Below are 24,352 nucleotides of genomic sequence, written 5' to 3' on the forward strand. Positions count from 1 at the left end.
TTCACCCGTCCCAAAGATCTGTTTTGGGGTAAAACTGCGACCAGGCGAACCAGAACGCCTCATGGCTGCCGAGATCCGCTCCGTCCTCGCCAACGGCCCGGATACCACCAGCATCCAGTTCCAGACGAACGTTCTCAACGCGGATCTCAGTCCCCTGTTTGAGTGTGGCAAAGGCCTTGCTGCGCTGAAAAGCAACTGGCTGTCCGGACGCCGTGACAATCCCGATGATGTCCTCATGCACGGGCAGCCGGGGATCGACATCGCCAATTGGGAAAATCGGTCCGTTGGCGTCCCGGCCATTGCGGAAGTCGAAGTCACGGCCAAGCGCGAGCGCTTCCACCAAAACGGTTGTTTCCGGATGCGCCCTCTTCCAGGTGCCCCAATCGGTCGTCACGACGCTGACCTGTTTTAGCTTCAGGTTCTTCTCCGCGAGCGGACCAGTCACCGCAGTGCCGAGGAACGTGTCGAAGACCGAGTAGGTGTTGACGTCATACATCACCTTATTGGACCGAATGAGCAGCCCGGAGGTTCTCAAAATCGGCCGCTCAATTCCCTCCGGCAGTTCATCCGTCAGGTAGGCCTGCGCAGCGCCACATAAGGTGCAGTATGGAATTCCCAGGGTTCGGCCGCCGAGGGTGTCATTCACCATCTCCCGCACTTCCATGATACGCCGTGGATAGGCCCGATAGTCCCCATTTACCCCTATCCCGAAAACAATATCGCTGTCCTTGAGCCAGGTTGCGTCTTCAGCGCTGCTAACCTCCGGATTGTCCACAGCGGGAATGCAGTTGCACTGATTGTCGGTCTGGTCATACGGGCGGTCATCGATCAAGACCCCACCCCAGGATACCAACCGCCAATCAATTTCGCCCTCGACAAAGATCCTGTCCCAGCCGGGTACTATCGTTGTGAAGATCTCGCGCTTGGAAGCGAGATAGTCGGGCGGTGCGGGAATACCCCAGGCCATGAGATGATCAGTCACCTCGCCCCAACTGTTGCGCAGCGGTATCTCTTTGCCCAGCAGTTCGGACGCGGCTTCGCTCAAAGCCTGGTTCAGTTGCGGGCCAGTCGCAAACCGCATCAAATCACTGATGATCCAGACAAGGCGCGGGTCTTTGGATGCAGCGACTTCGGCAAGCGCCAGGCTTTGGTCCCGTCCCCAACCCGCATGGGTCACCGGGTCGACAAGCGCCATTTTCACGGTGCGTTTAAGATCATCGGACAGCGGGCCGTCTGGTATCGCGGGAGGAGTACCGAATTTTTCAATCACGTAGTCTGGAAGGGCCGAGCGCTCTTGAGCTTGGGCAAGTCCACCGCCGACAAGAGCCAACAGCGGTATGAGCGCAGCGATAAGGATATGTACAACAGCTCGATGAGACGACTTCATGGCGGCGCCTTTCCTGAAAACACCTAACACCCGGCCAACTGGACCGCGGTGGCATTGCATGAACGGCGCCTTGCTTGGTATCACCTTTAGTGAATTGCCCCAGGCGACGTGATCCGCTGAGGATGGCTTGAGTAGCCGCTCCTTTCGAATCACGACGCATCAGAAATTTTTGAGATCACAATCCGGCGAGAGGAAAATGGACGTCGAAATCACAGTCGCAGACAAAAGCGATGCGAAACAAATCCTTGAACTTCAGAAAATCGCCTTTCACAAAGAAGCAGCGCTAAATGGCGATATGCAGATCGCCCCAATGGTTGAGGCCCTTGCCGATACAGAGTCGGCATTCACCACGCATGTTTTTCTTATCGCCCGGAAAGGGGCTGACATCATCGGATCGGTTCGGGTCCGCGCTGAGGACGACACCTGCCATATAGGCCGGCTTTTTGTAGCTCCCGAACATCAAGGACGGGGCATCGGCCGGCAGCTCTTCATCGCAGCGGAAGAGAAGTTTCCCTCCGCCGGTTCCTACCGGCTGATTACCGGCAAGCTGAGCTCCGGCAACATCCGGCTATATGAAAGCCTCGGCTATCAGGTGACCGGCGAGATGATGGAGAACGGCCGGACACCGTTGGTGGTCATGGAGAAGGACCGGGCTTAGCGCCCTCAGATGGTTCAGACACCCACCCCACACACTCAGCCGCCCCTGCGAAAGCAGGGGCCCGGTAGCCATATCTGCCCACAAGGGAAACAAACCGCACCGGCTCCGATTACTGGATCCCTGCCTGCCCAGGGGTGCGGCGGAAAACGCCGACTTTCTGTATTCCGGCCGGATACAGACAAAAAAAGCGGCCCGCTAAGGCCGCTTTTCAGAACTGTTTCCGGATCATGCTGAAGCTCAGTTCAGCTGATCCTTCACCTGAGTGATGCTCTTGGCGAGAATGTCGTCTGCCACCTTGTCCTTGACTTTGGCGGAGAGGATTTCCTCGGCTGCCGCGACAGCGATGTCGGCAGCCTTGGCCCGGACTTCGGCGATTGCCTGGGTCTCGGCCTGAGCGATTTTCTCTTCCGCAGCCTTGGAGCGGCGTGCGATCATCTCTTCAAGTGCCTGGTTCGTCTCAACGGTCAGGCGCTCGGCTTCTGCGTTGGCTTCCGCAACGATCGCTTCGGCTTCGCTTTCAGCTTCGTGGCGCTTGCGCTGATACTCAGACAGAAGTTCCTGGGCTTCTTCACGCATCTTGCGTGCTTCTTCCAGTTCCTTCTTGATATCGTCAGCGCGCTTGTCCAGCGCTCCGCCGATCATGCCCGGTACCTTGAGGTAGGCAATCAGGACGAAGAAGAGAACGAGACCGACCAGGGCCCAAAATGATGCATCCATGACGGTCTCCTCAGTTCATCGCCGACTTGAGCGCTTTGGTCAGATCAGTTTTTGTCGGAGCCTTGCCCATCAGCTGCTCAACTAGCGCAGAGGTGGTGTCTCCGGCAATGTCACCAATCTGGGACAGCGCCTCGGTCTTGATACCGGCGATATGAGCTTCAGCTGCTTTCAGCTTCTCGGCAATATCCGCTTCGGCTTTTTCCCGGCGGGCTTCCTGATCTGCCTTCAACTTGGCGCGGGTATCGCTTGCGATCCCGTGTGCCTTGTTGCGCGCTTCAGCAAGTGCCTGTTCATAGGCCGCGATCGCCGCGTCTGTTTCGTCTTTGAGGCGGTTGGCCTCGCCGAGATCCCCAGCAATGCGGTCCTTGCGGTCTTCCAGGATGCCTGCAATCCGAGGCACAGCGACGTTCTTCATGATCCAGTAGAAAAAGCCAAAAGTGATGGCCAGCCACAGGAGCTGTGAAGAATAGGTCGTTGCATCGAACGGCGGGAAGCCGGCACCGTGCTCTTCAGCCGGAATTCCGATTTCCGTATTATGTTCGGCGTTGCCTGCCATGTCCTATCTCCAAAATCCGGTTGGGCGGCGCAGACGCCGCCCCCGGAGTCGCGTCAAAACTCTCTGAAACGAAAGAGAATTAGACAGCGAAGAGCAGGAGAAGAGCGATGAGCAGGGAGAAGATGCCCAGAGCTTCGGTAACGGCGAAGCCGAAAACCAGACGGCCGAACTGGCCATCAGCTGCAGTCGGGTTGCGCAGAGCGCCGTTCAGATAGTTACCGAAGATGGTGCCGAGTGCGATCGCTGCACCGCCCATGCCGAGGCATGCGATACCAGCGCCGATGTATTTTGCTGCTTCTGCTTCCATGACACGTGCTCCTAAGTAGTGTTTGCAGATTTCAGATTTCTTCAGGCAGCGGCTGGACTTCAGCCACCGCATGAGACGTTTCGCTTAGTGTGACGGATGAAGGGCGTCGTTGAGGTACATGCAGGTCAGGACCGTGAAGACGTAGGCCTGCAGGAACGAGACGAGGAACTCCAGCGCGGTGATCGCGACTGTCATACTCAGCGGAAGGATTGCGCCGACGATGCCCACGCTGCCAGCGGCGCTCATGGACACGATAAACCCAGCGAAAACTTTAAGGGTGATGTGACCGGCCAGCATGTTTGCGAACAGACGGACGGACAGGCTGATCGGACGCGAGAGGAAGGAAACAACCTCGATCGGCGCAACGATCAAAAGCAACACCGGCGGGACGCCTGATGGTGCGAACAGGTGGAAGAACTTGGTTCCGTGCTTCATGATGCCGTAGATCGTGACAGTCAGAAACACGAGCATCGCAAGCGCAAAGGTCACGATGATGTGGCTGGTGACCGTGAAGAAGTACGGGAACATGCCGAAAAGGTTTGCCACAAGGACGAACATGAAGAGCGAGAACACAAGCGGGAAGAACCGCATGCCTTCCGTGCCCGCCGAGCTTCGCAGCATGCCCGCAACAAACTCATAAGCCATTTCCGAGACCGACTGCACGCGGCTCGGCACAAGGCCACGGCCAGACGTGGAGAAGATCAGGAAGGCAGAAGCTGCTGCTACGGTCGCAACCATAAACAGCGAAGAGTTGGTGAAAGAGAAATCCATTCCGCCGACTTCAATCGGAAACAGGGTCTGGATTTTGAACTGCGAGATCGGATCGTTCGCCACCGGTCAGCCTTCTTCGCTCAAATCATTTCAATTCGTGGGTGCGGATTGCGCCCAGATGCACAACTTCAGTTGGACCCGTCGTCGTCAGAACTCTCGCGTTTGTACCGTTGACCTGGCTCGGCGATACGCCCTGCAGCCCTCATCACGTTCAAAACGCCCGCCGCGAAGCCAATTAGCAGGAACACGATCAACCCAAAGGGCTTTGTCCCAAACCATTGGTCAACAAACCAACCCAAACCGCCTCCAACGACCACAGCGGAAATGAACTCCGAAGAGAGCTTCATTGCCTGTGCGTAGCCGGAGTTATCGCTTTTCTTGGCCGCGCGCTCTGCTTCTTCAGCTTTGCGCTGGCCGTCCAGCTTCCGGTTCAGACGGTTCCGCCGTTCCGACAGATCCACCTCAGAGGCACCCTTGTCCGGATCATCAGAATTGCCGTTTTGCGAAGAGCCACTCATGTTGTTCCCCGCCCCCGTCAAGCCGTGAGACCCAGCCTTTGGACACCCCTCAAGCCGCGCGCACCATAGTCGGGGGCCCTTGCCCTGTCAAGAACACTAAGATTTCCGCTATTTATCTGATTTATAACAAAAAATCGCCCCTCTTCACATTTTCCATGACCTAAGTCTTACGGGAAACTTACGAAGGAGTGCGGTTCGGCTGACAATTAGGCACTTTCACGGAATCGTTCCGCGGTCTCCAAATCCACCGAAACAAGCTGCGAGACACCCCGTTCCGCCATTGTGACACCGAACAAACGGTTCATGCGGGCCATGGTGATCGGGTTGTGGGTAATCACCACAAAGCGGGTATCTGTGTTGCGCGCCATCTCATCCAGGAGGTCGCAATAGCGCTCCACATTGGCGTCATCGAGCGGTGCGTCGACCTCATCAAGCACGCAAATCGGCGCGGGATTTGTCAGAAAAACCGCAAAAATCAATGACATGGCGGTAAGCGCTTGTTCGCCGCCGGACAGCAAGGTCATTGTTTGCGGCTTCTTGCCGGGCGGCCGTGCGATGATCTCAAGCCCGGCATCCAGCGGATCGTCCGAATCGACCAGCTGCAGTTCCGCCGTACCGCCGCCAAAGAGGTGCGTGAACAACCTCTGAAAGTGACCATTGACCACCTCGAAGGAGGCCAGCAAGCGTTCCCGCGCCTCGCGGTTCAGATTTGAGATCCCGGTCCGCAAGCGACGAATTGCCTCAATCAAATCGTCCCGTTCGGAGGTGAGTGTCGTCTTTTGCTCATCCATTTCGCGCAGTTCTTCTTCTGCGCGCAGGTTGACCCCGCCCAAACGCTCGCGTTCGGCCTTGAGACGGTCCAGCTTTTTCTCCATCGCCTCCGGATCCGGCAAAGGCGCCCCGTCCTTCAGACCGGCAATTTCCGGCAGAGCCACGACCGGGACTTCCAGGTCCTCGTCAATCCGCCGCTCCAGGGTGTCTTTCCGCTCCCGAGCAGCATCGAGGCGCTCTTCTGCGCGAATCTTTTGTTCACGCGCCCCGGCCAGGCCTTCCATGGCCAGCTTTGCGGCCCGATCGACATCAGCCAGATCCAGCTCGGCCTGGCTAAGCTGATCGTCCTTTTCCTTCTTGGCGTCTTCCGCCTTTGCAATCGCGGAAAACAGCTCCCGCCGTTTGATCTCGATATCTTCGGGCGCCTCGATCAGCTCGGCCCGTTCCTCTTCCGCCTCATCGCGCCGTTCGCTCAAAACTGCGATTTGTTGAGTCGCATTGGCCGCGCGGGACTTCCAGCTGTCATATTCCCGGGCAATCGCCTCCAGGCGCCGGTCTCGCATTTGCTGTTCCCGGGAGAGACCTTCCGAGACCGCCCGCGCTTCTGCAAGGGCTGTCCGTGCAGAGGAAACCTCCGTTTGCAGGTCCCGGATCTGGTCGGCGTAGCCGGTTGCCTCGGCAGCTGCTTCCAACTGCTCCTGCGCTTCTTCCAGATAGGCCCGCGCTTCTTCTGCTTCTTCACTCATGCGCTGCGCCCGGTCGTCCGCGGCCGCCTTCTGGGACGCCAGCTGCGCAATGGACCGCTCTGCAGCGGCCAAAGCTTCGCGCGCCGCGGTGACCGTCCGCTGTCCGTCGCGAACCTTGCCCCGGGCGGTTTGTTCCAGTTCCACGGACTGCCGGACCCGGCTTGCGGCGTCTTCCAAATCTTGCTGGTGACGTTCCACCGCCTGACGCGCGGTTTCAATTTCGTCATCCAATTCGGCCAGGCGATTCTTTTGCGCCAGACGTTGGGCCGCCGGTGTTGGTGCGTTGGCCGCGACAACAAACCCGTCCCAGCGCCAGAGGTCCCCTTCCCGGCTCACCAGCCGTTGACCGGGCTTCAAGTCTGCCCGCAAGCGCGGACCGTCCTCCTGGGAAACCAGTCCAATCAGGGATAAACGGCGATGGAGTTCTTTGGGTGCGGTGACCACATCCAGCAGCGGTTTGGCGCCGCCCGGCAACGCCGGATCGCCGTCAACTGCCAAGGCACTGCCCCAGCGGACTGCGGCTGCTTCATCAAGGGAGGCATCCAGGTCTTCGCCGAGCGCTGCGCCCAGCGCCGTCTCGTACCCGGTCTCAACGGTGATCTGCTCAACGACCGGCGTGTGATCCGCCTCGCTGTGTACATTCAAAACCTGTTCAAGGGTCCGGGCTTCTGTCTGCAAACCCTGCAAAAGCGCCTTGGCATCGCTCAAGGGGGACCGCGCGGCCTGCTCCTGGTCCCGAGCCAATGCGGTGGCAGCTTCCGCTTCTTCGACCGCTGCCTCGGCCTCGGCGAGTTCTTCGCTCGCAAGCTCCAGCGTTTCCCGGTGTTCAGCAACGCCGTCCTGTTCGTCCATGCGCGCAATGAGAGCGCCGAGTGCGGTTTGAGCTTCCTGTGCCTGCGACATCAGCCGGTCCGCCCGCTGGCGGCTTTCGGCAACGGCGCGTTCCAGCTGTTGGCGTTCCGCCGTTGCCCGCGCTTCGGCGGCCGTCAGCTCGGAGAGCATCGCCTCCTTGCCGCGCACGATGTCTTCGGCCTCGGCAACTTTTTCGCGGGCCGCTTCGGTGCGGTCCTGCACCATCTCGTTTTCTTCCAGAAGCTCGGCGCGCTCTTCTGCAAGACGCTCAAGAACTTCATCGTTTTCCGAGACCATGGACTGTTCGCGGCGGATATCCTCGGCCAACTGCACAAGCCGCCGTTCCAGATCCTGCAAGCGTTCCTTGATGCGCCGTTCCTCGGCATCAAGATCATTGCGCGCGATCACGAGCCGCTGAAGCGCGGCTCCGGCTTTGGCTGCGTCCTCCCGAAGCTCGGGCAGCTTGTGAGCGGCGATTGCCTGTATGCGCGCACTTTCCGCCTGCAGACCGGTCGCCTCATTGACTTGGCTTTGCGCCTCAGTGAACTGTTTTTCAGCCGAGCTCAGGGCATCCCGCGCTTCTGTCCACCGGATATAAAGAATGGCGGCTTCCGCGCCGCGGATCTCCGACGACAGATTGCGGTAGCGCGAGGCCTGACGCGACTGGCGTTTCAGATTGTCGAGCTGGCTGTCGATCTGCACAAGAACGTCTTCCAGACGCTCAAGGTTCTGTTCCGCGCCGCGCAGGCGAATTTCCGCTTCATGCCGGCGCGAATGCAGGCCGGAGATCCCGGCCGCTTCTTCCAGGATCTTGCGGCGGGACGTTGGTTTTGCGGCGATCAGCTCGCCAATCTGCCCTTGCCGGACCATCGCGGGTGAGCGCGCGCCCGTGGAGGCGTCTGCAAACAGGAGCTGGACGTCGCGGGCCCGGACATCCTTGGCATTGATCTTGTAATTGGAGCCCTGCTCCCGCTCAATCCGGCGGCTGACCTCCAGAAGATCGGCGTCATTGAAGGCGGACGGAGCCGTGTGATCGTTGTTTTCCAGAAACAGCGTGACTTCGGCCGTGTTTCGGGCCGGGCGGTTGAGGCTGCCGGAAAAGATCACGTCATCCATGCCGGATGCGCGCATGTTCTTATAAGAGTTCTCGCCCATCACCCACCGAAGGGCTTCCACGAGATTGGACTTGCCGCAGCCGTTCGGGCCGACAACGCCGGTTAGCCCGTCGTCGATGATGAACTCCATCGGTTCGACAAATGATTTGAAACCGGCAATGCGGAGCTTTGAAAACCTCATCGGCGCCCGCACCTCTCCGGTCCGGACGCCGACAAAGTCATATCAGATTGCGGATGCAGGGCAGCTGCCCGCAGCCCTGCTGCAGGATCAGAGGTTTTCCTCGATGATCTTGCCCATCTCGTCAATCGAAAGCGCCCCCGAGTGCTTTTCGCCATTGATGAAGAATGTCGGCGTCGAGTTCACCCCAAACTCGTTCGCCCCGCGCTCACGCACAGCGTTTACTGCGTCAAGCAAACCCTGGTTTGTCAAGCATTCCTCAAAGGACTCCTGTGTAAAGCCGATCTGTTTGGAAAAGTCGAGCAGGGATTGGTACGGGTTGTCGGTGAACGCCCAGGCGCGCTGTTCTTCGAACATGATGTCCACAATGTCGAAATATTTTTCCTGCGGCGCACAGCGCGCCAGCATGAAGGCCGCCGAGGCGACCGGGTCGAGCGGAAATTCCCGGAAAATAAAGCGGACCTTGCCAGTCTCGATGTAATCTTTCTTCAGATCGGGCCAGGTGCGCTCGTGGAAATTGGCGCAGTGTCCACAGGTCATGGACGCATATTCGACAATCGTGACCGGTGCGTTTTCATCGCCCAGGATTTTGTCCCCTAGCGGACCCGGTTTCAGGAGCTCGTCTTCGTCGACCGACTGGGCCCATGCGGGCGCAGCAGATGCGAGCCCAAGCGCGGCCGTGGTCAAAGCGGTGGTTTTGAGAAACTGTCTGCGGGTCTGTGTCACGAAGATCGTCCTGTCACAATTTGATGTCTTGCACCTTCTGGCGCCGTTGCTGTTCCATGTGCCCTTTCAGGCCCTCAAGGTCAACACAGCTTGGCAATTGTGGCACCAGCGTGGACAGATTGGCAGGCAAAGTCACAGTGTTGTTATTGCTGCGTGAGGCCCGGGCGACGATCAGGCGGCCGTGCCGGCGTTCCGGGCGATGACTTGTGCGCCGAGCTTTTTCAAGGCTTCGCGAAGGCGATCGTTTTCGACCGTCTCAAGTTTCGCGTCGAGCTGCTGCTCTTCCGACCGGGTCAATGGCCTCAGCGCCTTGCGCGTGCTGGCGCGTTTCACGGCAACCGGCTTTTGCTGGATCTTGATGCGGCCAATCGCGGCCCAGCCATAAAACGTGTTGATCCGTTCAATCACCTGCGGACTGTCGTGAGACAGCATCAGTGCAGTTGGGCCATCTGTATGGACCACCAGCGTTGCGGGTTGAGGCGGACGCTCCGGGTCACTCAACTCCGGTTGCCGCGGCCAGATGAGCCGGTCCGGCTGGACGCGGGTGCCATAGCGCTCTCCCACAATATCGGCCCAGGACGCGATGATATCTATGGAGGCAAAGCCGCGTTTCTTGCAGGCAGGGGTCATCGCCTTGCCGACCAAATCGGCCAGCAGTTTTGCACCCTTTCGATTTGCCTTCGACGCGGTTATGGCCTACCTCCTGACTTCTGCCCGGACCTTGTTACGCGGCACGCTGATCGGCTTTCCGCAGCCTGTTGTGTTCCAGTAGAATAAGACAAAATGAAGACGATTACTTTAACACACGTTTCAGCGTCGGCTTTTCACCGCAATTTTCCCCAAGCTATCCAGACGCAAATCACTGTTGATCCGCAGCATCTTGGGGAATACCGGCGTGCAGCAAACCATGGCTGACCCCCACCAGTCACCAAGTCTTCTATCATCAAGTCTACTGGAGTGGTACGACCGCCATGCGCGCACCCTGCCCTGGCGCGTGGGCCCGGAAAACCGGCGTCTTGGCGAAGTGCCGGATCCCTACCGTATCTGGCTGTCGGAAGTCATGTTGCAGCAAACCACAGTTGCGGCTGTGAAGAGCTACTTCGAAGTCTTTACGCGCACCTGGCCGACGGTCAAGGACCTCGCCGCAGCGGACGAAGAAGACGTGATGAAGGCCTGGGCGGGGCTGGGCTATTATTCCAGAGCGCGCAACCTGAAAAAATGCGCCGACCTTGTCGCCAGCGCCTATGGCGGCGAGTTCCCGGACACCGAAAACGCGCTCCTAAAGCTGCCCGGCATCGGCCCTTATACGGCCGCGGCCATTGCCACGATTGCCTTCGACCGCCATGCCGCCGTCGTTGATGGCAATGTGGAACGTGTGCTGTCGCGCCTGAAACTGATCGAAACGCCCTTGCCCGTGGCCAAGCCGGAAATCAAAGCCGTGATGGCGGACCTGACCCCGGAGGCAAGGCCCGGCGATTTTGCGCAAGCCGTCATGGATCTTGGCGCCACCATCTGCACGCCGAAAAAACCGGCCTGTGTACTCTGCCCTTGGCGGGAGACCTGTGAAGGTCATCGCGCCGGCCTTGCCGAAACCCTGCCGCGAAAAGCGCCCAAGACGAAAAAACCGACCCGCCATGGAGCCGCTTTTGTGGCTGTCGACGCGGCAAGCGGTGCGGTTTTCTTGCGCCGCCGCCCGCCGGAGGGCCTGCTTGGCGGGATGACCGAAGTGCCGGGATCCGTTTGGTCGGAGGACTTTGATACCGGCACCAGCCTCGCACACGCCCCCTTTGCCGCCGACTGGCAAAAGCGCACCGGTGAAGTGAAACACACGTTCACCCATTTTCATTTGAAGCTGACCGTCTTCAGGGCAGAGATGTCCGGCAACGATCAGCTTGGCACAGACACCGGCTGGTGGTCCGCTGCAGACACGCTTTCCGAGGAAGCTCTGCCGACAGTCATGCGCAAGGTTTTGACAGCCGCACTCGACTAGGCCGTCTTTTGTGCCGTTTCAGAAAAACGCTTGCACACGGGCACAAAACAATATTCATCTGCTCAATGTTCACATACGAAATAAGCGACCTTTTCTCGCCAGGCGAATGCTCGGAAATCATCCGTCTCAGCAAGTCTAATGATCAGGACCGTGCTGGTCTCGTTGGCGGCAAACAGCAAAGCAAAATCCGGCGCGCAAAAATAAGCTGGCTTGATGATGACAGAACAGGTGCCTGGGTCCTGAACCGGATCATGAGCGCTGTCGCAAAGGCCAATCGCGAGGCTTTCGATTTCGACATCACGGAGTTCAAGGAGAAACTGCAAGTCGCTGTCTATGACCAGAGCGACGAAGGGCACTACGATTGGCATTCCGATGTTGGCAATGGGGCAATTGCTCAGTTTCGCAAATCGACCATAGTCACACAATTGTCTTGCAGTGAGGACTATGAGGGCGGTGCGCTCGAAATCAGCCTGGGCAGCAATATTTTGACCGCCAATCGCGCTCAGGGAAATTCCACTTTATTCGCCAGCTTCATGTTGCACCGGGTTGTTCCCGTCTCAAAAGGCACACGGTTTTCTCTCACCTGCTGGAGCCATGGGCCCCGGTTCCGCTGAAGCTTTCCGGATGTTGCAAGCATGAATCGGATCACATAAATTCTTGGAAAAATCAGTTAAGACTTTTTCCTCATCCGTTTCCCGCCAAACCCCGTAAGTCTTCATGTTGCAAGCAAAGACTGCATCCAAGTTTAACACCTCGGAACATCATTTTCGAGGACGCTGGTCTTTGACTTTAATCTAAGCAAGGGAGTCATCTACATGAAACTGATCCAGAAACTCGCAGTCGCTCTACTTCTCGTTCTGCCGTTTTCCGCTGCGAAAGCTGCCGAGAAAGACATTGTTGACACTGCCGTCGGCGCAGGCACCTTCAACACTCTGGTTGCCGCTGTTCAAGCTGCGGACCTGGTCGACACCTTGAAAGGCGATGGTCCCTTCACTGTTTTTGCTCCGACCGACGAAGCCTTCGCGAAACTGCCGGCGGGCACTGTTGAAGACCTGCTGAAGCCGGAAAACAAGGACAAGCTCGTCGCTGTTCTGACCTACCACGTGGTCCCGGGCAAAGTGATGTCTTCCGATATCGCAGGCAAGAAAGCTGATGTTGCTTCTGTCCAGGGCGACACAATTGCAGTTGACGCAACAGACGGCGTAAAAGTCGACGAAGCAAACGTTATCACCGCCGACATCGAAACCAGCAACGGCGTCATCCATGTCATCGACAGCGTGATCCTGCCGGCCTCCTAATACCACCGGTGTCTTACCCCTCCTCTGGTAAGTCAACAGGCGCAGCTTTACCGGCTGCGCCTTTTGCTTTTTTGCGGCAGGCTGTTCCAGCGCCATGCGATCAACCAATTTTGGGCAGTCCGTCAGATACTTCTCCCTACATTCAAAAGCTCGCAAATTTCTGAAAAAAAACATGATTTAGACACTGGACACCCAGTGTAGAATAATTCTAAAGTACGAAAAATTTCGGCTACAAGGAGTGACGGCCATGAAAGGGAATGAAAAGGTTATTGCCTGTTTGAACGAGGCTCTGTTCCTGGAGCTTGGCGCGATCAACCAGTACTGGCTGCACTATCGCATGCTGGCCGATTGGGGTTACGCGAAACTGGCGAAAAAGGAACGCGAGGAATCCATCGAAGAGATGGAACATGCAGACAAGCTGGTTGACCGGATCATCTTCCTGGAAGGCCTGCCGAACATGCAAAAGGTCGCGCCGCTGCGCATCGGCCAGGACATCAAGGAAGTTCTGGAAGCAGATCTTGCCGGTGAATACGATGCACGGACCGCCTACTCCAAATCACGCGAAGTCTGCCGGGAAGAAGGCGATTACGTCTCCATGGCGATTTTCGAAGAGCTCCTGAAGGACGAGGAAGGTCACATCGACTTCCTGGAGACCCAGCTTGAGCTTCTGGAGAAAATCGGCGTCGAGCGCTACGGCATGCTGAACGCAGCCTCTGCGGACGAAGCCGAGTAAGGATACCGTCAGCCCAAATTTTGGAACGCGGCTCTGACCGGAGCCGCGTTTTTTGTTGGCTCCACACGGCTTTAACGAGTGACTCTTCTTTACTAAATTATAAGCTGCATAACGTTACGGCATCGTGAGACACTCCCTCCACCGAGACTGCCTGGAGGTGAAGTCATGCATCAGCAATTCCGCAATATCGTCATCTTGAAAAGTGCACTGGTTATCGGCGCATTGTTTTCGACCGCAGCTTCGGCGCAAAACTGCGATGCGATCTGCACAGATGGTGAAACCTGTATCTCCGCGGCGGTCTATCCATATGTCCCGGACATGGGCGCGTTCACATCCGCCATCTGTTCGGCGTGGCAGACGGCGGGGCAGACGGAGAAGCTCTATCTGATCGCAGATGAAAATGTCTGGGACGGCGGGTACGATTCCAATCCGGTCTATACCAATGGCAGCGGCAAACAGACGCCGATCGACGTTTTTGTCTATGACGCAATGTATCTGGAGTACTGGAAGACACAAACAGCCCAAATCCCGGCGGCGCAAATTAGCAACCCGACAGACTTTGTGCCTTACGCCGACACAGCCTTGAAGCTTCCCAACAACGACATGTATGCCCTGCCTATGCTGGGCTGTACGAACATCATGTTCTACCGGAACGGCGATTCAGGTATGGTGGGTGTGACCACCTTGTCGGACTTCGAGACCGTCAATTCGGCCGGGATCTATATCAGCCCCGTTCCCTTCGGCATGTCGGGCGCCATGATGAACATGTCCGGCAAGACGACCATTGGCGTCAATTACATGGTTAAGGGGTATCTCGACACCGGCAACTGGCCATCCATGACCCAGCTGGATCCCTCGATTGTCCAATCTCTTGCAGGCATCGCGGAAACCGCGAGCTATTACAACGCCTTGACCGGAGCCGTACCACCGCTGCAGGGCGTGGAGGACCAGTATGTCCGGGCCGGATATTTCAGTGAAGGCTATGGGCGGACGTCCATCGGTTTTTCTGAAAGCATGTCACAGATGTCGAATGCCACCCGGCAGAACCTGAAACTCCGTGCGTTTCCCTGGACCGACAACACCAACTCCCCGAACATGTTTTACGCAGATGTTGCTGGCGTGAACAGCAACTCACCGTTCCTCGCGAACAACGGAACGCTGCCGTTTGTGCTTGCGAACATCATGACCGAACAAGCGACAATGCAGAACGCCATTGCGCCTCCCAATGGACAGCTGTCCTATCTTTTCCCCGCGCGGACCAGTGTGCTCAATGCCTTGAGCTCGGTTGATCCGCTTTACCAGCAAATGTCCGACATCCTGAATGCGAAGACAACGGAACTGGTCAGCATGCCGACGACCGACCGGACAGCTTTTCACAGTTTCGGCGGATCCGTTCAAACGGCTGTCCTTGGCGACTTCAGCGGCCATTGCGATCTGGAGAGCACCGATTTTCCGGGCAACAATTCGCAGGCGCCGTCCATCTGCACCCCGTTGTGCCAATCGGCAGGCGGCTGGATCGGCTCCTGGACCAACCAGTCACCACCTGCCTGGCCAGGATATTCGGCCTGCGGTTGCAATACCTGCATCCAGGCATCGCCTCTTCCTCAGTCCGTTCAGGAAGAAGAAGCAACAACAATGGTCCAGTCCGGACCGGCGTTAAAGCGCTACATGCGGAACTAATTTCGAAGGCCCCGGTCGGCAGAATTCCGGCAACAAAAAGGCCCTGGTCTGAAACCAGGGCCTTAGCTTTGTGATCTTCCGGCTTTCGTTAGACCGAAATCAGCGAGGTGACTACTGAAACGCGGTTTCCGCAAAGCTTCTCAGTTTCCGCGAATGCAGGCGGTCAGCAGGCATCTGGCGCATCTTCTCCAGGGAGCGAATGCCTATTTCCAGATGCTGAGCGACCTGACGCTTGTAGAAGTCCGTCGCCATACCGGGCAGCTTCAACTCACCATGAAGCGGTTTGTCGGAGATGCATAAAAGCGTTCCATAGGGCACACGGAAGCGGAAGCCGTTGGCTGCGATCGTCGCCGATTCCATATCAAGCGCGATGGCCCGCGACTGCGAGAACCGTTTGACCAGCTCCGGCTGATCCCAAAGTTCCCAGTTCCGGTTGTCGAGCGACACGACCGTGCCGGTGCGCATCACCCGCTTCAGGTCATACCCGTCATATCCAGTAATTTCGGCAACCGCATCTTCAAGGGCAACCTGAACTTCTGCAAGCGGCGGGATCGGCACCCAAATTGGCAGATCCTGATTGAGAACATTGTCGTCACGCACATAACCATGTGCAAGGACGTAGTCTCCAAGGGTCTGGCTATTGCGCAGCCCCGCGCAATGCCCCAGCATCAGCCAGACATGCGGACGCAGGACAGCCACATGGTCAGTGATCGTCTTCGCGTTGGATGGCCCGACGCCGATATTGACCATTGTAATGCCGCTGCCGTCGGCCCGTTTCAGGTGATAGGCCGGCATTTGCGGAAGCTTTGCCGGTTCTGTACCGCTGCAGGGCGTTGTCTCACCTGCCTTGGTCAGCAGATTGCCTGGCCCAACGAACGCCTCGTAACCGCTGTCCGGGTCCGCCAGATAGTCCTGGGACATCCGGCAGAATTCATCGATGTAGAACTGATAGTTCGTGAAGAGCACGTAGTTCTGAAAATGCTCTGCCGCGGTGGCGGTGTAGTGCTGCAAGCGGTGGAGGGAATAATCGACCCTGGGTGCAGTAAACGAGGCTAGTGGCATTTCGCCATCGGCTGGTTCATACGTTCCGTTTGCGATGGAATCGTCCATCACTGTCAGGTCCGGCAGATCAAAGACGTCAGCCAACGGCCGGTCGAGGCTCGCCGCGGCGGCACCGCCTTCCACATGTGTGCCATCGTAAAATGCAAAATGCAGCGGAATCGGCATGTCACTGTCGCCAACCAGAACCGGTACCTCGTGGTTCTTCATAAGAAGCGATAGCTGTGTCTCGAGATAATGGCGGAACAGGTCAGGACGGGTGATGGTCGCAACATGGCGCCCCGGCCCGGAGACAAAACCGTAGGACAAGCGGCTGTCATGACGAATATGGCTGTCGGTGACGATCTGAACCTGCGGATAAAAGGCCCGCACCCGATGTTCTGGCTCTTCCCCGTCCAGAAGCGCCTGGAAGTGCTTCCTCAAGAAGGCCGTGTTCGCCTCAAAAATCTCTATCAACCGCGCGACAGCTTCCTTGGGATCGCTGAAAACCTGCAAAGGGTGCGATGGTGCAAGGCGGGTTGGCCGGGGCGGTTGTTGAAAGGCTCTGTGGATCGAGTTGGTCATGTGATCATCCTTATTTTTGTTATCCTTAAACAGTCTCGCCAGATGCCCGCGCGGTCAATAGGTGCTGCATTAGATTTTGAATATTTTTGCACACGAAGAAATTATTTTCGCACACACGAGCGCATCCATCCCTGTGATAGGGATATCCTCCTTATCTGGTTGAATTTAGAAACTTGCCGGGGCGGTTTTATGAAATCCTTTGAAGACATCGAAGCGTTGGCAATCGACAAAAAGGGCGGTGCAGCCCAGCTCTCAGCCCTGATGGCCGAACATAATGGCCCCAAGACACCGGAAGAACTGGAGACGATCGGCGATGACCGCTGGCTGTCCATGTTCACCAAAACGATCTTTCAGGCCGGATTTTCCTGGAAAGTGATTGAGAAGAAATGGCCGGGTTTCGAAGAGGCCTTCGAAGGTTTTGATACGGCCCGCCTTGCCTTCCTGCCGGATGAAGTTTTTGAGGCGCTTCTCAACAACAAGGCCATCGTCCGCAATGCCATGAAGATCAAGTCCGTCCAGGCAAATGCGATTTTCCTCCGGGATCTAGCCGAAGCCCACGGCAGTGCTTCGAAGTTCTTTGCCCAGTATCCGGTCGAGGATCAAATCGGCCTGATGGACGTCCTGAAGAAGCGCGGCAGCCGGCTTGGCGGCAACTCCGGTCAGTATGCGCTTCGCTTCATGGGAAAGGAGACATTCATCCTCTCCCGCGACGTGGTTAACGCTCTAATCCGTGAAAATGTCATTGGGAATGAGTCCATGTCGAAAAAAAATCTGACTGCAATTCAGGAAGCCTTTAACCATTGGCGATCAACTTCCGGTCGTTCTTTGAACGAAATCAGCAGAATTCTGGCGTTTTCGGTCGGCTGAGCCTATTAACTTCTCATTTAGGTTTTACCATTGTAAACAAAGCATTGATTCAACGGTAATTTTTGTTCTGGCGGCTTAACGCCTGATTTACCAAAAGCGGTAACCATGACACTCGAAATTGCGTGAGGTATTGCGTCGCAATGAGAGTACTGCGTACCGGGGTGTCCCCTGAGGCACCCCAATCAACATCTTCAAAGGAAGCTGACGCTTCCTGGCTGAACACAATTCTGAAGGGCGACTGCGTGGCTGCCCTTGAGAAACTGCCGTCCCGGTCTGTCGACCTGGTGTTTGCGGATCCGCCCTACAACCTTCAGCTGGGCGGCGACCTGCACCGGCCGGATCAGTCCAAGGTCGATGCCTGCGACGATCACTGGGATCAGTTCGAGAGCTTTGAGGCCTACGACGCCTTCACCCGCGCCTGGCTGCTGGCCGCGCGCCGGGTCATGAAGACGGATGGCTCACTCTATGTGATCGGCTCTTATCACAACATCTTCCGGGTTGGCGCGATCTTGCAAGATCTCGGCTTCTGGATCATGAACGACATCGTCTGGCTGAAGTCGAACCCGATGCCGAACTTTCGCGGCAAGCGGTTCACCAATGCCCACGAGACCATGATCTGGGCGACGAAATCCAAGGACGCCAAGCCGACCTTCAATTACGACGCGCTGAAGACCTTCAACGAAGATCTGCAGATGCGCTCCGACTGGCATTTGCCGCTGTGCACCGGTGCTGAACGGCTGAAGGGCAAGGATGGCCAGAAGGTGCATCCGACCCAGAAACCGGAAGCCCTGCTCTACCGGGTGCTGACCGCTTCGTCCAAACCAGGCGACGTCGTGCTTGACCCGTTCTTCGGCACCGGCACCACCGGCGCGGTCGCGCGCAAACTTGGCCGCAACTATGTCGGTGTGGAGCGCGAGCAAGACTATATCGATGCGGCAACAGCCCGGATCGCCGCAATCCAGCCGGGCGACGAAAAAGCGCTTGAGATGCAGCAGGGCAAGCGAGCCCAAAAGCGCATCCCGTTCGGCACGCTTTTGGAAAACGGCGTGCTGGAGCCCGGAACCGAACTGACGTGTTCCAAGGGCAAGCATCTGGCGATCGTTCGGGCAGACGGCTCCTTGAAATCCGGCGACCACACCGGTTCGATCCACAAGGTGGGCGCGCTGGTGCAAGGCCAGGAAGCCTGCAACGGCTGGACCTTCTGGCATACCAAAGAAGGTTCGAAGAAATCGCCGATCGACGAGCTTCGCAAGGAAATAAGATCCCGGCTGCAGGCCAATTAGAGCTGCAGCCGGCACGAGCTAACAAGCAGGAAGAAAAGACCTTCGCGTTCCCCGCGAGATCTTCCCTTGGCCCCGCCTCCCGAAAGGGATGGCGGGGTTTTTCTTTGGTGAAGCCGTTGCGCGCTGCTTCCCAGGATCTAGCAGATGGTGTTTCTTGGCACCGCAGATATTATTTCTCTCAATGACCTTAAGCTTTCAAAAACTGGAAATTTATTCATATGTTCAATTTGGAGCCCATCAACAAAGCACGGGTCGCAGCCGGTTTTCTTACGGTCGAAGAGACAATGGCTTTGATGGACAACGGGAACCTGCTTCTGGATCCGTTATCAATCCTTGTCTCTAAAGGCGTTCGCCTCGGGCAGAACAACCTCATTTATCCCGGCGTGACCCTTCGCGCTTCATGTGAGGGGACGGTTGTGATTGAAAACGGAAACATCTTTCACTCCGGCACAATGATCGATGCGTCTCATGGGCGGATTGAAATCGGTTCGGACAATCAATTCGGCGAGGGCGGTTTTATAGCGAAAGCCAATCAGCCCGGCGCTGATATACACATTGGAAGCGCTTGCCGTTTTTTGAACAATCCATCTGTGTTTGGACAGTCACGTTTGGAAGATGGCTCTCAGCTCCTTGGAAACATCACCGTGGTGTCCTGCCTCCTCAAAGCAGGCGGGTCACAAAGAACTCCGGAGCCAGCCCTTCGTGCTGGGCTTTTGAAGGGATTTGGGACAGCGCAAAATCTTACTGTCGAGCAAGGCCACGTTATTGCTGGAAGTGGAGTGTTCTCGCAATCAATGTCGGTTCCACAGTCAACATACCACCCTAAACAATGATACCCGGCAAAGGGCGATATGAGGTCCTCCCTTGCTCCCGCCTTCCGAATGGGACGGCGGGGTTTTTCTCAGGTCCGCAAGACACAGGAAATACCCATCATCGCTTACCCTAGCCAGAGCGCAGCGGAGAGCCGGACACACTCAATTGCAGAGCTTCGGTTTAGCCGTCGCAGCCTCAGCGGGGCGTAGAGCGGCGAGTAGACCCCGGGTCGTCACGTGCGTTCGCCCCGGGGAGATAGTTTGCGGATTTGAGTTTTTTGCCGTCCCGGACCTGATCCGGGATCAAGCCTCAACCGGTCGGTCCCGGCTCGGAGGCCGGGACAGCAGAGATAGACTATGGCCGCCACCAGCACAAAACCCGCCGCGAGGTCTCCCTCCGACGTTTCGGCACTAAATTTCCGTTCGAATCGAACGGGACGGCAGGCGCGCCGGACTTGCCGGGGCGAGAAGTAAGGAGTGGGTTGGATTGGCAAGGCAGCACGCCTGCCCGAAGGCTGTTCCCAGCCAGCGGTCTTGTTTTTCCCGGACAAACACCAGGCTCTGGCAGCGCCCGATGATCCTTAAGAAACTCTTCCGGCCTGACCTGCCCCCGTCTGGAACCCGGCGGCAGTGCAATAACCGGCTGACTGCTGACGGCGCGTTTCTTGATCCGTTACCTCAAAAAAGCGCCCAACCTCCGGTTCCTGCCACCGCTAACGGACGGTCCGGTCTTGGCCCCGTGGGACAGGAACGGGAGGAAGTATACGGCTGGTTTGCAGAGCGTGGATAAGTTTTTCATATACGCTCGACGTAGCGTTTTCCCATAATTTCGAACACGATTGGCAGCCTGCCACCCGCGGACAGTACAGACCACCTGCAGCCCGTTAACCTCATTGCAAATTTTAACTATCTGTAAACCTTCTCTTCCGCTATACCCGCTTTGATTGCAGATGTGGAGTTTTTTCATGCAAACGTGGGCCGGCCTCACAAGACTGTTAGTTTTTGTTTCTATTTCTCTTTTTGGCTTTGCAGCTTGGGGTTTGACCCTGTTGGAGCCTGACAGGCAGAGTTACCTTGAAACGTTCGATACAACCGAACTTGAGACCGTTCTGGAGTGGCAAATCATGAGCCCCGGCCGGCACAGTCCATGGTCCATTTCAGTCGATGGCGCAAACCTTGTTTGGCGGAACACATCCAAGAAAACCAACTCCCAACACCAGAGCATCGATTGGGTCCGTTTCGAGGACAACAAGGAAATTACGCGTTTGAATGAGGCCTCCCTGTCGGTCACGGTTCTGCCACGTCGCTTCAACAGTGGCGGAGCAGGCATCGTTGCCGGCACCTATCGTCAGCGCCAGAATTGGCGGTTCAACATCGACAATGACGGCGGCTATCATGTGTTGATGCAATCCGGCAGGGGTTTCGCCCGTGTTTATAAAGGCGAACACCCAGCAATTAAGCCAAACACGCCAAATGTGATTGTCTTTGAGCGGCAAGGAGAGGAATTTGTTTTCTTCGTCAACGAGCAGGAAGTTATCCGCTTGCCGACCAACGCCCGCAGATCAGACCCGCATTGGGTCGGGCTGACCGCTTTCGGCATCGGGACTTACAAGTTCGCAGAGATGACAATCACCCAATAGGCCGATGACTCAAGCAGGCTCCAGCGCTTGCGCCAGATTCGCATCGGCCTCCGCTTCTGAGGGATAGTATCCGCTGCGGATCTTCAGTTTGTGCCCGACACGGACAATGCCCTCGAGCGCCGGGATCAGCTCCTGGCCAATCTCGGTCAACTCGTATTCAACGGACGGCGGCGATGTCGGGCGGACATGGCGGACGATTACGTCCCGCTCCTCCAGCTCCTTGAGCCGTGCTGACAGGACCTTCGCCGAAACCGGCGGTATGTCAGCCCGAAGCTCGCTGAACCGCCTGGGTCCCGCTCTCAAACACCAAATGATGTTCGGGGCCCACGCCCCGGCAATCACTTGCATGCACTCCGTCAGAAGGCACGGCGCGGGTGGCTGCGGACTTTTATTCTTTCGCATTTTCAGTGCCATAGCGGGACCTCCAACCCACCGACCGCGGCTAACAGGTTTCTTCGCGGTAACTCCATAATAGCAGTTACCATCAGTTACCATATTGTCAATAGAAACCTTCATGAGCATCTTCCGGTCATCGGAACCAGAAGGAGCCACCCGATGAAACTCTTTTACAAATCAGGCGCCTGCTCCATGGCAGCGCATATTCTCCTCAACGAGGCTGACGTTCCCTACACGCTTGAAAAGGTGGATACGGATGCGGGCACAACAGAAAGCGGCGCGGCCTATGCGCAGATCAATCCTCGGGGCTACGTTCCGGCTTTGAAGTTTGAAGATGGCGCGGTCTTGACCGAAAATGTCGCCATTCTCACTTGGCTGTCCGAACAGTTTCCCCAGCTTGGGCCCCAGGGTGAAACCTCTGCACTTCAGAAATACCGGATGCTGGAGGCCCTCAGTTTTTTGACATCTGAGTTGCACAAGGCCTTCAGCCCGTACTTCTCAGGCAAAACTTTCACGGCAGAGGAAAGTGCCCGCAATCTCGCCGTTTTGAAGAAGAAGATTTCCCAGTTCGAAGCCATGCTCTCGGACCAAAACGGGTATCTTCTCGGTGAGACCTTCTCCGTTGCCGATGCCTATGCCTTCGTCATCTTGAACTGGTCGAACTTTATCGGAGTTGCGCTGACCGAATGGCCACGCACGACAGACTACGTGAACCGGATCAAGGCCCGGCCCGCCACGCAGCGGACGCTGCAGGAAGAAGGGCTGGCCGCATGAGTACCGCCCTCAATGAACTTCAGGCGGTGATCGCGGATTACTTCGAAGCGCTGTACCGCTGCGACGCGGAACTCTTGGAGAAGGTGTTTCATCCAAAGGCGGTCTATGCGACCGCAGATGAAACGCCGCTGCTTCACCGGACCATGGATGAGTATGTTCCGGTGGTCGCCGCACGCCAATCCCCGGCCTCGCGCGGAGAAGTGCGCACAGACGCGATTGACGAGATCCAGCTGGCTGGGGCCAACACAGCCTTTGCCCGTGTCCGCTGCTCAATCGGGGACAACGACTTCGTCGATTTCCTGACCTTCGTGCGTGACGGTGGGCGCTGGCAGATCATGGCGAAGATCTTTCAGATCATCCCACGCCAAACCGGGAGTATTTGAAGATGCCTTATGTTCATATTCAGGTGACCGATGAAGGTGTCAGCAAAGAACAAAAAGCCGAGTTGATCAAAGGCGCAACCGATCTGCTTGTCGATGTTCTGAACAAGGAGCCCGCCACGACGTTTGTCGTCATCGAGGAGGTCCCCCTCGAGAACTGGGGCATCGCTGGTGTGCCGGTAACCGAATTCAGGGCCCGGAGAAAAACCGGGACCTGATGAGAATGACAGACGGTGCCCCGGTCTTTTCGGGGCACCGTTGCGCAAGATCACTCGAAGCCGATCAGCGCCTTGCACCGTTTGCCGACAGACAGGGATAGGCGGTCATTGGCACCAAGATCGCCGGAGGAAATCCGGCGGCGCGCATCGTCGACCACCCTGTTGTTGAGGCGCACACCACCGCCCTCAACCAACCGCCGGGCTTCGCCATTGGAGGCGGCAAAACCGCTTGCCACCACAAGCTCCAGAAGACCGACCCCTTCAGCCAAGACGGACAGGGCCATTGTGTGGGTTGGTTCGGTCAACTCGGCATCGCCTGAGAACAAGGCATCGCCCTGTTCCAGCGCCACCCGCGCTTCTTCCGGGCCATGCACGATGGCGGTAACTTGCGTTGCAAGGATCTTCTTGGCCTCGTTCAACTCCGCACCTTGCAACTCCGACAAACGCTCCACCTCGCGCATCGGCAGTTCGGTGAAGAGACGCAGGAACTTGCCGACATCGGCGTCCGCCGTGTTGCGCCAGAATTGCCAGAAGCCGAAAGGCGACAGATGCTCCGGATGCAGCCAGACAGCGCCCGACGCGGTCTTGCCCATCTTGGACCCGTTGGCCGTTGTCAGAAGCGGGACGGTCAGCCCGTGCAGCTTGCGCCCGTCGCGGCGGCCAAGCTCGACACCGTTGACGATGTTGCCCCACTGATCGGAGCCGCCGACCTGCAGAACGCAGTCGTGGCGTTTGGCGAGCTCCAGGAAATCCACGGCCTGCAGCATCATGTAGCAGAACTCAAGGATCGTCAGCGGCATCTGGGCATCGAGCCGCGACTTGACGCTGTCGAAGGTCATCATCCGGTTGACGGTGAACTGAGAGCCGTAATCGCGCAGGAACTCCAGGAAGCGGAACTCGTTCAGCCACTCTGCGTTGTCAACCAGCAGCGCCCCTTCCGTTCCATCCATATCCACGAGACGTTCCACCGAGCGGCGGATGGTCGCCATGTTGGCCGCAATCTGGCGCTCCTCCAGAAGCGGGCGGGCGTCATTACGGAAACTCGGATCGCCAACCTGGCTGGTGCCCCCGCCCAGAACCACAATCGGCCTGTGCCCCAGTCTCTGCAGCCAGCGCAAGGTCATCAGGGGCATCAAGTGACCGACATGAAGGCTTGCCGCTGTTGCATCAAATCCGGCGTAAGCGGTGATCGGACCGTCGTTGAGGCGCTTGTCGAGAGCTTCCAGATCAGTGGACTGGTGCACGAGCCCGCGCTCCAGAAGCACGGCAAGAGCTTCCGATTTGAGCTTTGTCGCCGGTTTTCCGGCTTCGATCATGTGTTTGGTCATTTTCGGCTTCCTGGGTCTTTTGGGGAGT

The 24,352-nt window shown here is 57.3% G+C and carries 26 protein-coding genes; 14 read left to right on the forward strand and 12 right to left on the reverse strand.

Annotation, left to right across the window (positions count from 1 at the left end):
- Position 1: 1 nt before the first annotated feature.
- Entirely contained in the window at positions 2-1,387 is a 1,386-nt protein-coding gene (locus SADFL11_RS13030) for a DUF3179 domain-containing (seleno)protein (RefSeq protein WP_008191154.1), read from the reverse strand.
- Between the two features lie 196 nt (positions 1,388-1,583).
- Here SADFL11_RS13030 and SADFL11_RS13035 point away from each other — a divergent pair, with 196 nt between their 5' ends.
- The gene (locus SADFL11_RS13035) at positions 1,584-2,045 is read left to right on the forward strand and encodes a GNAT family N-acetyltransferase (protein WP_008193967.1); all 462 of its coding nucleotides are present in this window, start codon (positions 1,584-1,586) and stop codon (positions 2,043-2,045) included.
- Positions 2,046-2,282: 237 nt separating this feature from the next.
- Here the strand turns inward: SADFL11_RS13035 and SADFL11_RS13040 are convergent, their stop codons facing one another.
- From SADFL11_RS13040 to SADFL11_RS13075, 8 genes are all read right to left on the reverse strand, one after another.
- Positions 2,283-2,762 carry a F0F1 ATP synthase subunit B gene (locus SADFL11_RS13040; RefSeq protein WP_008194478.1) on the reverse strand — a complete coding sequence of 160 codons (480 nt, stop codon included), beginning with the start codon at positions 2,760-2,762 and terminating at the stop codon, positions 2,283-2,285.
- Positions 2,763-2,772: 10 nt separating this feature from the next.
- Complete coding sequence (locus SADFL11_RS13045) at positions 2,773-3,318, reverse strand: F0F1 ATP synthase subunit B (RefSeq protein WP_008190053.1); 546 nt, start codon at positions 3,316-3,318, stop codon at positions 2,773-2,775.
- Positions 3,319-3,397: 79 nt separating this feature from the next.
- Complete coding sequence (locus tag SADFL11_RS13050; RefSeq protein WP_008191441.1) at positions 3,398-3,625, reverse strand: F0F1 ATP synthase subunit C; 228 nt, start codon at positions 3,623-3,625, stop codon at positions 3,398-3,400.
- Positions 3,626-3,709: 84 nt separating this feature from the next.
- Positions 3,710-4,459, reverse strand: a complete 750-nt coding sequence (locus tag SADFL11_RS13055) for a F0F1 ATP synthase subunit A (protein WP_008192677.1) — start codon at positions 4,457-4,459, stop codon at positions 3,710-3,712.
- 65 nt (positions 4,460-4,524) lie between these two features.
- Positions 4,525-4,914: an AtpZ/AtpI family protein gene (locus SADFL11_RS13060; RefSeq protein ID WP_008191238.1), complete on the reverse strand. Its 390-nt coding sequence runs from the start codon at positions 4,912-4,914 to the stop codon at positions 4,525-4,527.
- Positions 4,915-5,120: 206 nt separating this feature from the next.
- Positions 5,121-8,579, reverse strand: a complete 3,459-nt coding sequence (gene smc, locus SADFL11_RS13065; RefSeq protein WP_040451573.1) for a chromosome segregation protein SMC — start codon at positions 8,577-8,579, stop codon at positions 5,121-5,123.
- Between the two features lie 87 nt (positions 8,580-8,666).
- Positions 8,667-9,302 carry a thioredoxin domain-containing protein gene (locus SADFL11_RS13070; RefSeq protein ID WP_040451571.1) on the reverse strand — a complete coding sequence of 212 codons (636 nt, stop codon included), beginning with the start codon at positions 9,300-9,302 and terminating at the stop codon, positions 8,667-8,669.
- A gap of 171 nt (positions 9,303-9,473) precedes the next feature.
- A complete protein-coding gene (locus SADFL11_RS13075) occupies positions 9,474-9,932 on the reverse strand; it encodes a DUF721 domain-containing protein (RefSeq protein WP_008194344.1) in 459 nt (152 codons plus the stop codon).
- Positions 9,933-9,936: 4 nt separating this feature from the next.
- Between SADFL11_RS13075 and SADFL11_RS25300 the strand changes: the two genes are divergently transcribed.
- The 6 genes from SADFL11_RS25300 (at position 9,937) to bcmE (ending at position 15,003) form a co-directional block, all read left to right on the forward strand.
- Positions 9,937-10,074 (forward strand): hypothetical protein, encoded by a 138-nt coding sequence (locus tag SADFL11_RS25300; RefSeq protein ID WP_167578985.1) that lies wholly within the window; start codon positions 9,937-9,939, stop codon positions 10,072-10,074.
- A gap of 135 nt (positions 10,075-10,209) precedes the next feature.
- Positions 10,210-11,292, forward strand: a complete 1,083-nt coding sequence (mutY, locus tag SADFL11_RS13080; RefSeq protein WP_040452902.1) for an A/G-specific adenine glycosylase — start codon at positions 10,210-10,212, stop codon at positions 11,290-11,292.
- A gap of 65 nt (positions 11,293-11,357) precedes the next feature.
- Complete coding sequence (locus SADFL11_RS13085) at positions 11,358-11,906, forward strand: 2OG-Fe(II) oxygenase (RefSeq protein ID WP_008197137.1); 549 nt, start codon at positions 11,358-11,360, stop codon at positions 11,904-11,906.
- A 201-nt stretch (positions 11,907-12,107) separates the two neighbouring features.
- Positions 12,108-12,590 (forward strand): fasciclin domain-containing protein, encoded by a 483-nt coding sequence (locus SADFL11_RS13090; RefSeq protein ID WP_008189015.1) that lies wholly within the window; start codon positions 12,108-12,110, stop codon positions 12,588-12,590.
- A gap of 247 nt (positions 12,591-12,837) precedes the next feature.
- Positions 12,838-13,323, forward strand: a complete 486-nt coding sequence (gene bfr, locus SADFL11_RS13095; RefSeq protein ID WP_040451567.1) for a bacterioferritin — start codon at positions 12,838-12,840, stop codon at positions 13,321-13,323.
- Between the two features lie 165 nt (positions 13,324-13,488).
- A complete protein-coding gene (gene bcmE / locus SADFL11_RS13100; protein WP_008196090.1) occupies positions 13,489-15,003 on the forward strand; it encodes a thiamine pyridinylase in 1,515 nt (504 codons plus the stop codon).
- A 111-nt stretch (positions 15,004-15,114) separates the two neighbouring features.
- Here the strand turns inward: bcmE and SADFL11_RS13105 are convergent, their stop codons facing one another.
- Positions 15,115-16,626: an AMP nucleosidase gene (locus tag SADFL11_RS13105; protein WP_050776046.1), complete on the reverse strand. Its 1,512-nt coding sequence runs from the start codon at positions 16,624-16,626 to the stop codon at positions 15,115-15,117.
- A gap of 189 nt (positions 16,627-16,815) precedes the next feature.
- Here SADFL11_RS13105 and SADFL11_RS13110 point away from each other — a divergent pair, with 189 nt between their 5' ends.
- From SADFL11_RS13110 to SADFL11_RS13125, 4 genes are all read left to right on the forward strand, one after another.
- Positions 16,816-17,493, forward strand: coding sequence for a DNA-3-methyladenine glycosylase I (locus SADFL11_RS13110; RefSeq protein ID WP_008196812.1), 678 nt, complete (start codon positions 16,816-16,818; stop codon positions 17,491-17,493).
- A 140-nt stretch (positions 17,494-17,633) separates the two neighbouring features.
- Complete coding sequence (locus SADFL11_RS13115) at positions 17,634-18,776, forward strand: site-specific DNA-methyltransferase (RefSeq protein ID WP_040451565.1); 1,143 nt, start codon at positions 17,634-17,636, stop codon at positions 18,774-18,776.
- 416 nt (positions 18,777-19,192) lie between these two features.
- Positions 19,193-19,609: a hypothetical protein gene (locus tag SADFL11_RS13120; RefSeq protein ID WP_209002590.1), complete on the forward strand. Its 417-nt coding sequence runs from the start codon at positions 19,193-19,195 to the stop codon at positions 19,607-19,609.
- A gap of 944 nt (positions 19,610-20,553) precedes the next feature.
- Positions 20,554-21,228, forward strand: coding sequence for a hypothetical protein (locus SADFL11_RS13125; RefSeq protein ID WP_040451563.1), 675 nt, complete (start codon positions 20,554-20,556; stop codon positions 21,226-21,228).
- Between the two features lie 9 nt (positions 21,229-21,237).
- Here SADFL11_RS13125 and SADFL11_RS13130 read toward each other — a convergent pair whose 3' ends face one another.
- Positions 21,238-21,576: a winged helix-turn-helix transcriptional regulator gene (locus tag SADFL11_RS13130; RefSeq protein ID WP_008194661.1), complete on the reverse strand. Its 339-nt coding sequence runs from the start codon at positions 21,574-21,576 to the stop codon at positions 21,238-21,240.
- A gap of 207 nt (positions 21,577-21,783) precedes the next feature.
- On the opposite strand from SADFL11_RS13130, the gene SADFL11_RS13135 reads away from it, so the two are divergent.
- The 3 genes from SADFL11_RS13135 to SADFL11_RS13145 are packed head-to-tail and all read left to right on the forward strand — an operon-like array spanning position 21,784 to position 22,996.
- Positions 21,784-22,398: a glutathione binding-like protein gene (locus tag SADFL11_RS13135; protein ID WP_008194857.1), complete on the forward strand. Its 615-nt coding sequence runs from the start codon at positions 21,784-21,786 to the stop codon at positions 22,396-22,398.
- Complete coding sequence (locus SADFL11_RS13140; protein ID WP_040451561.1) at positions 22,395-22,781, forward strand: nuclear transport factor 2 family protein; 387 nt, start codon at positions 22,395-22,397, stop codon at positions 22,779-22,781. The genes SADFL11_RS13135 and SADFL11_RS13140 overlap by 4 nt, the downstream gene beginning before the upstream one ends.
- 2 nt (positions 22,782-22,783) lie before the next feature.
- Positions 22,784-22,996 (forward strand): tautomerase family protein, encoded by a 213-nt coding sequence (locus SADFL11_RS13145; RefSeq protein WP_008193577.1) that lies wholly within the window; start codon positions 22,784-22,786, stop codon positions 22,994-22,996.
- A gap of 50 nt (positions 22,997-23,046) precedes the next feature.
- On the opposite strand, the gene tyrS is transcribed toward SADFL11_RS13145, so the two are convergent.
- Positions 23,047-24,324, reverse strand: a complete 1,278-nt coding sequence (gene tyrS, locus SADFL11_RS13150) for a tyrosine--tRNA ligase (protein WP_008194001.1) — start codon at positions 24,322-24,324, stop codon at positions 23,047-23,049.
- Positions 24,325-24,352 lie beyond the last annotated feature (28 nt).

This window comes from Roseibium alexandrii DFL-11 (assembly GCF_000158095.2).
Taxonomy (GTDB): domain Bacteria; phylum Pseudomonadota; class Alphaproteobacteria; order Rhizobiales; family Stappiaceae; genus Roseibium; species Roseibium alexandrii.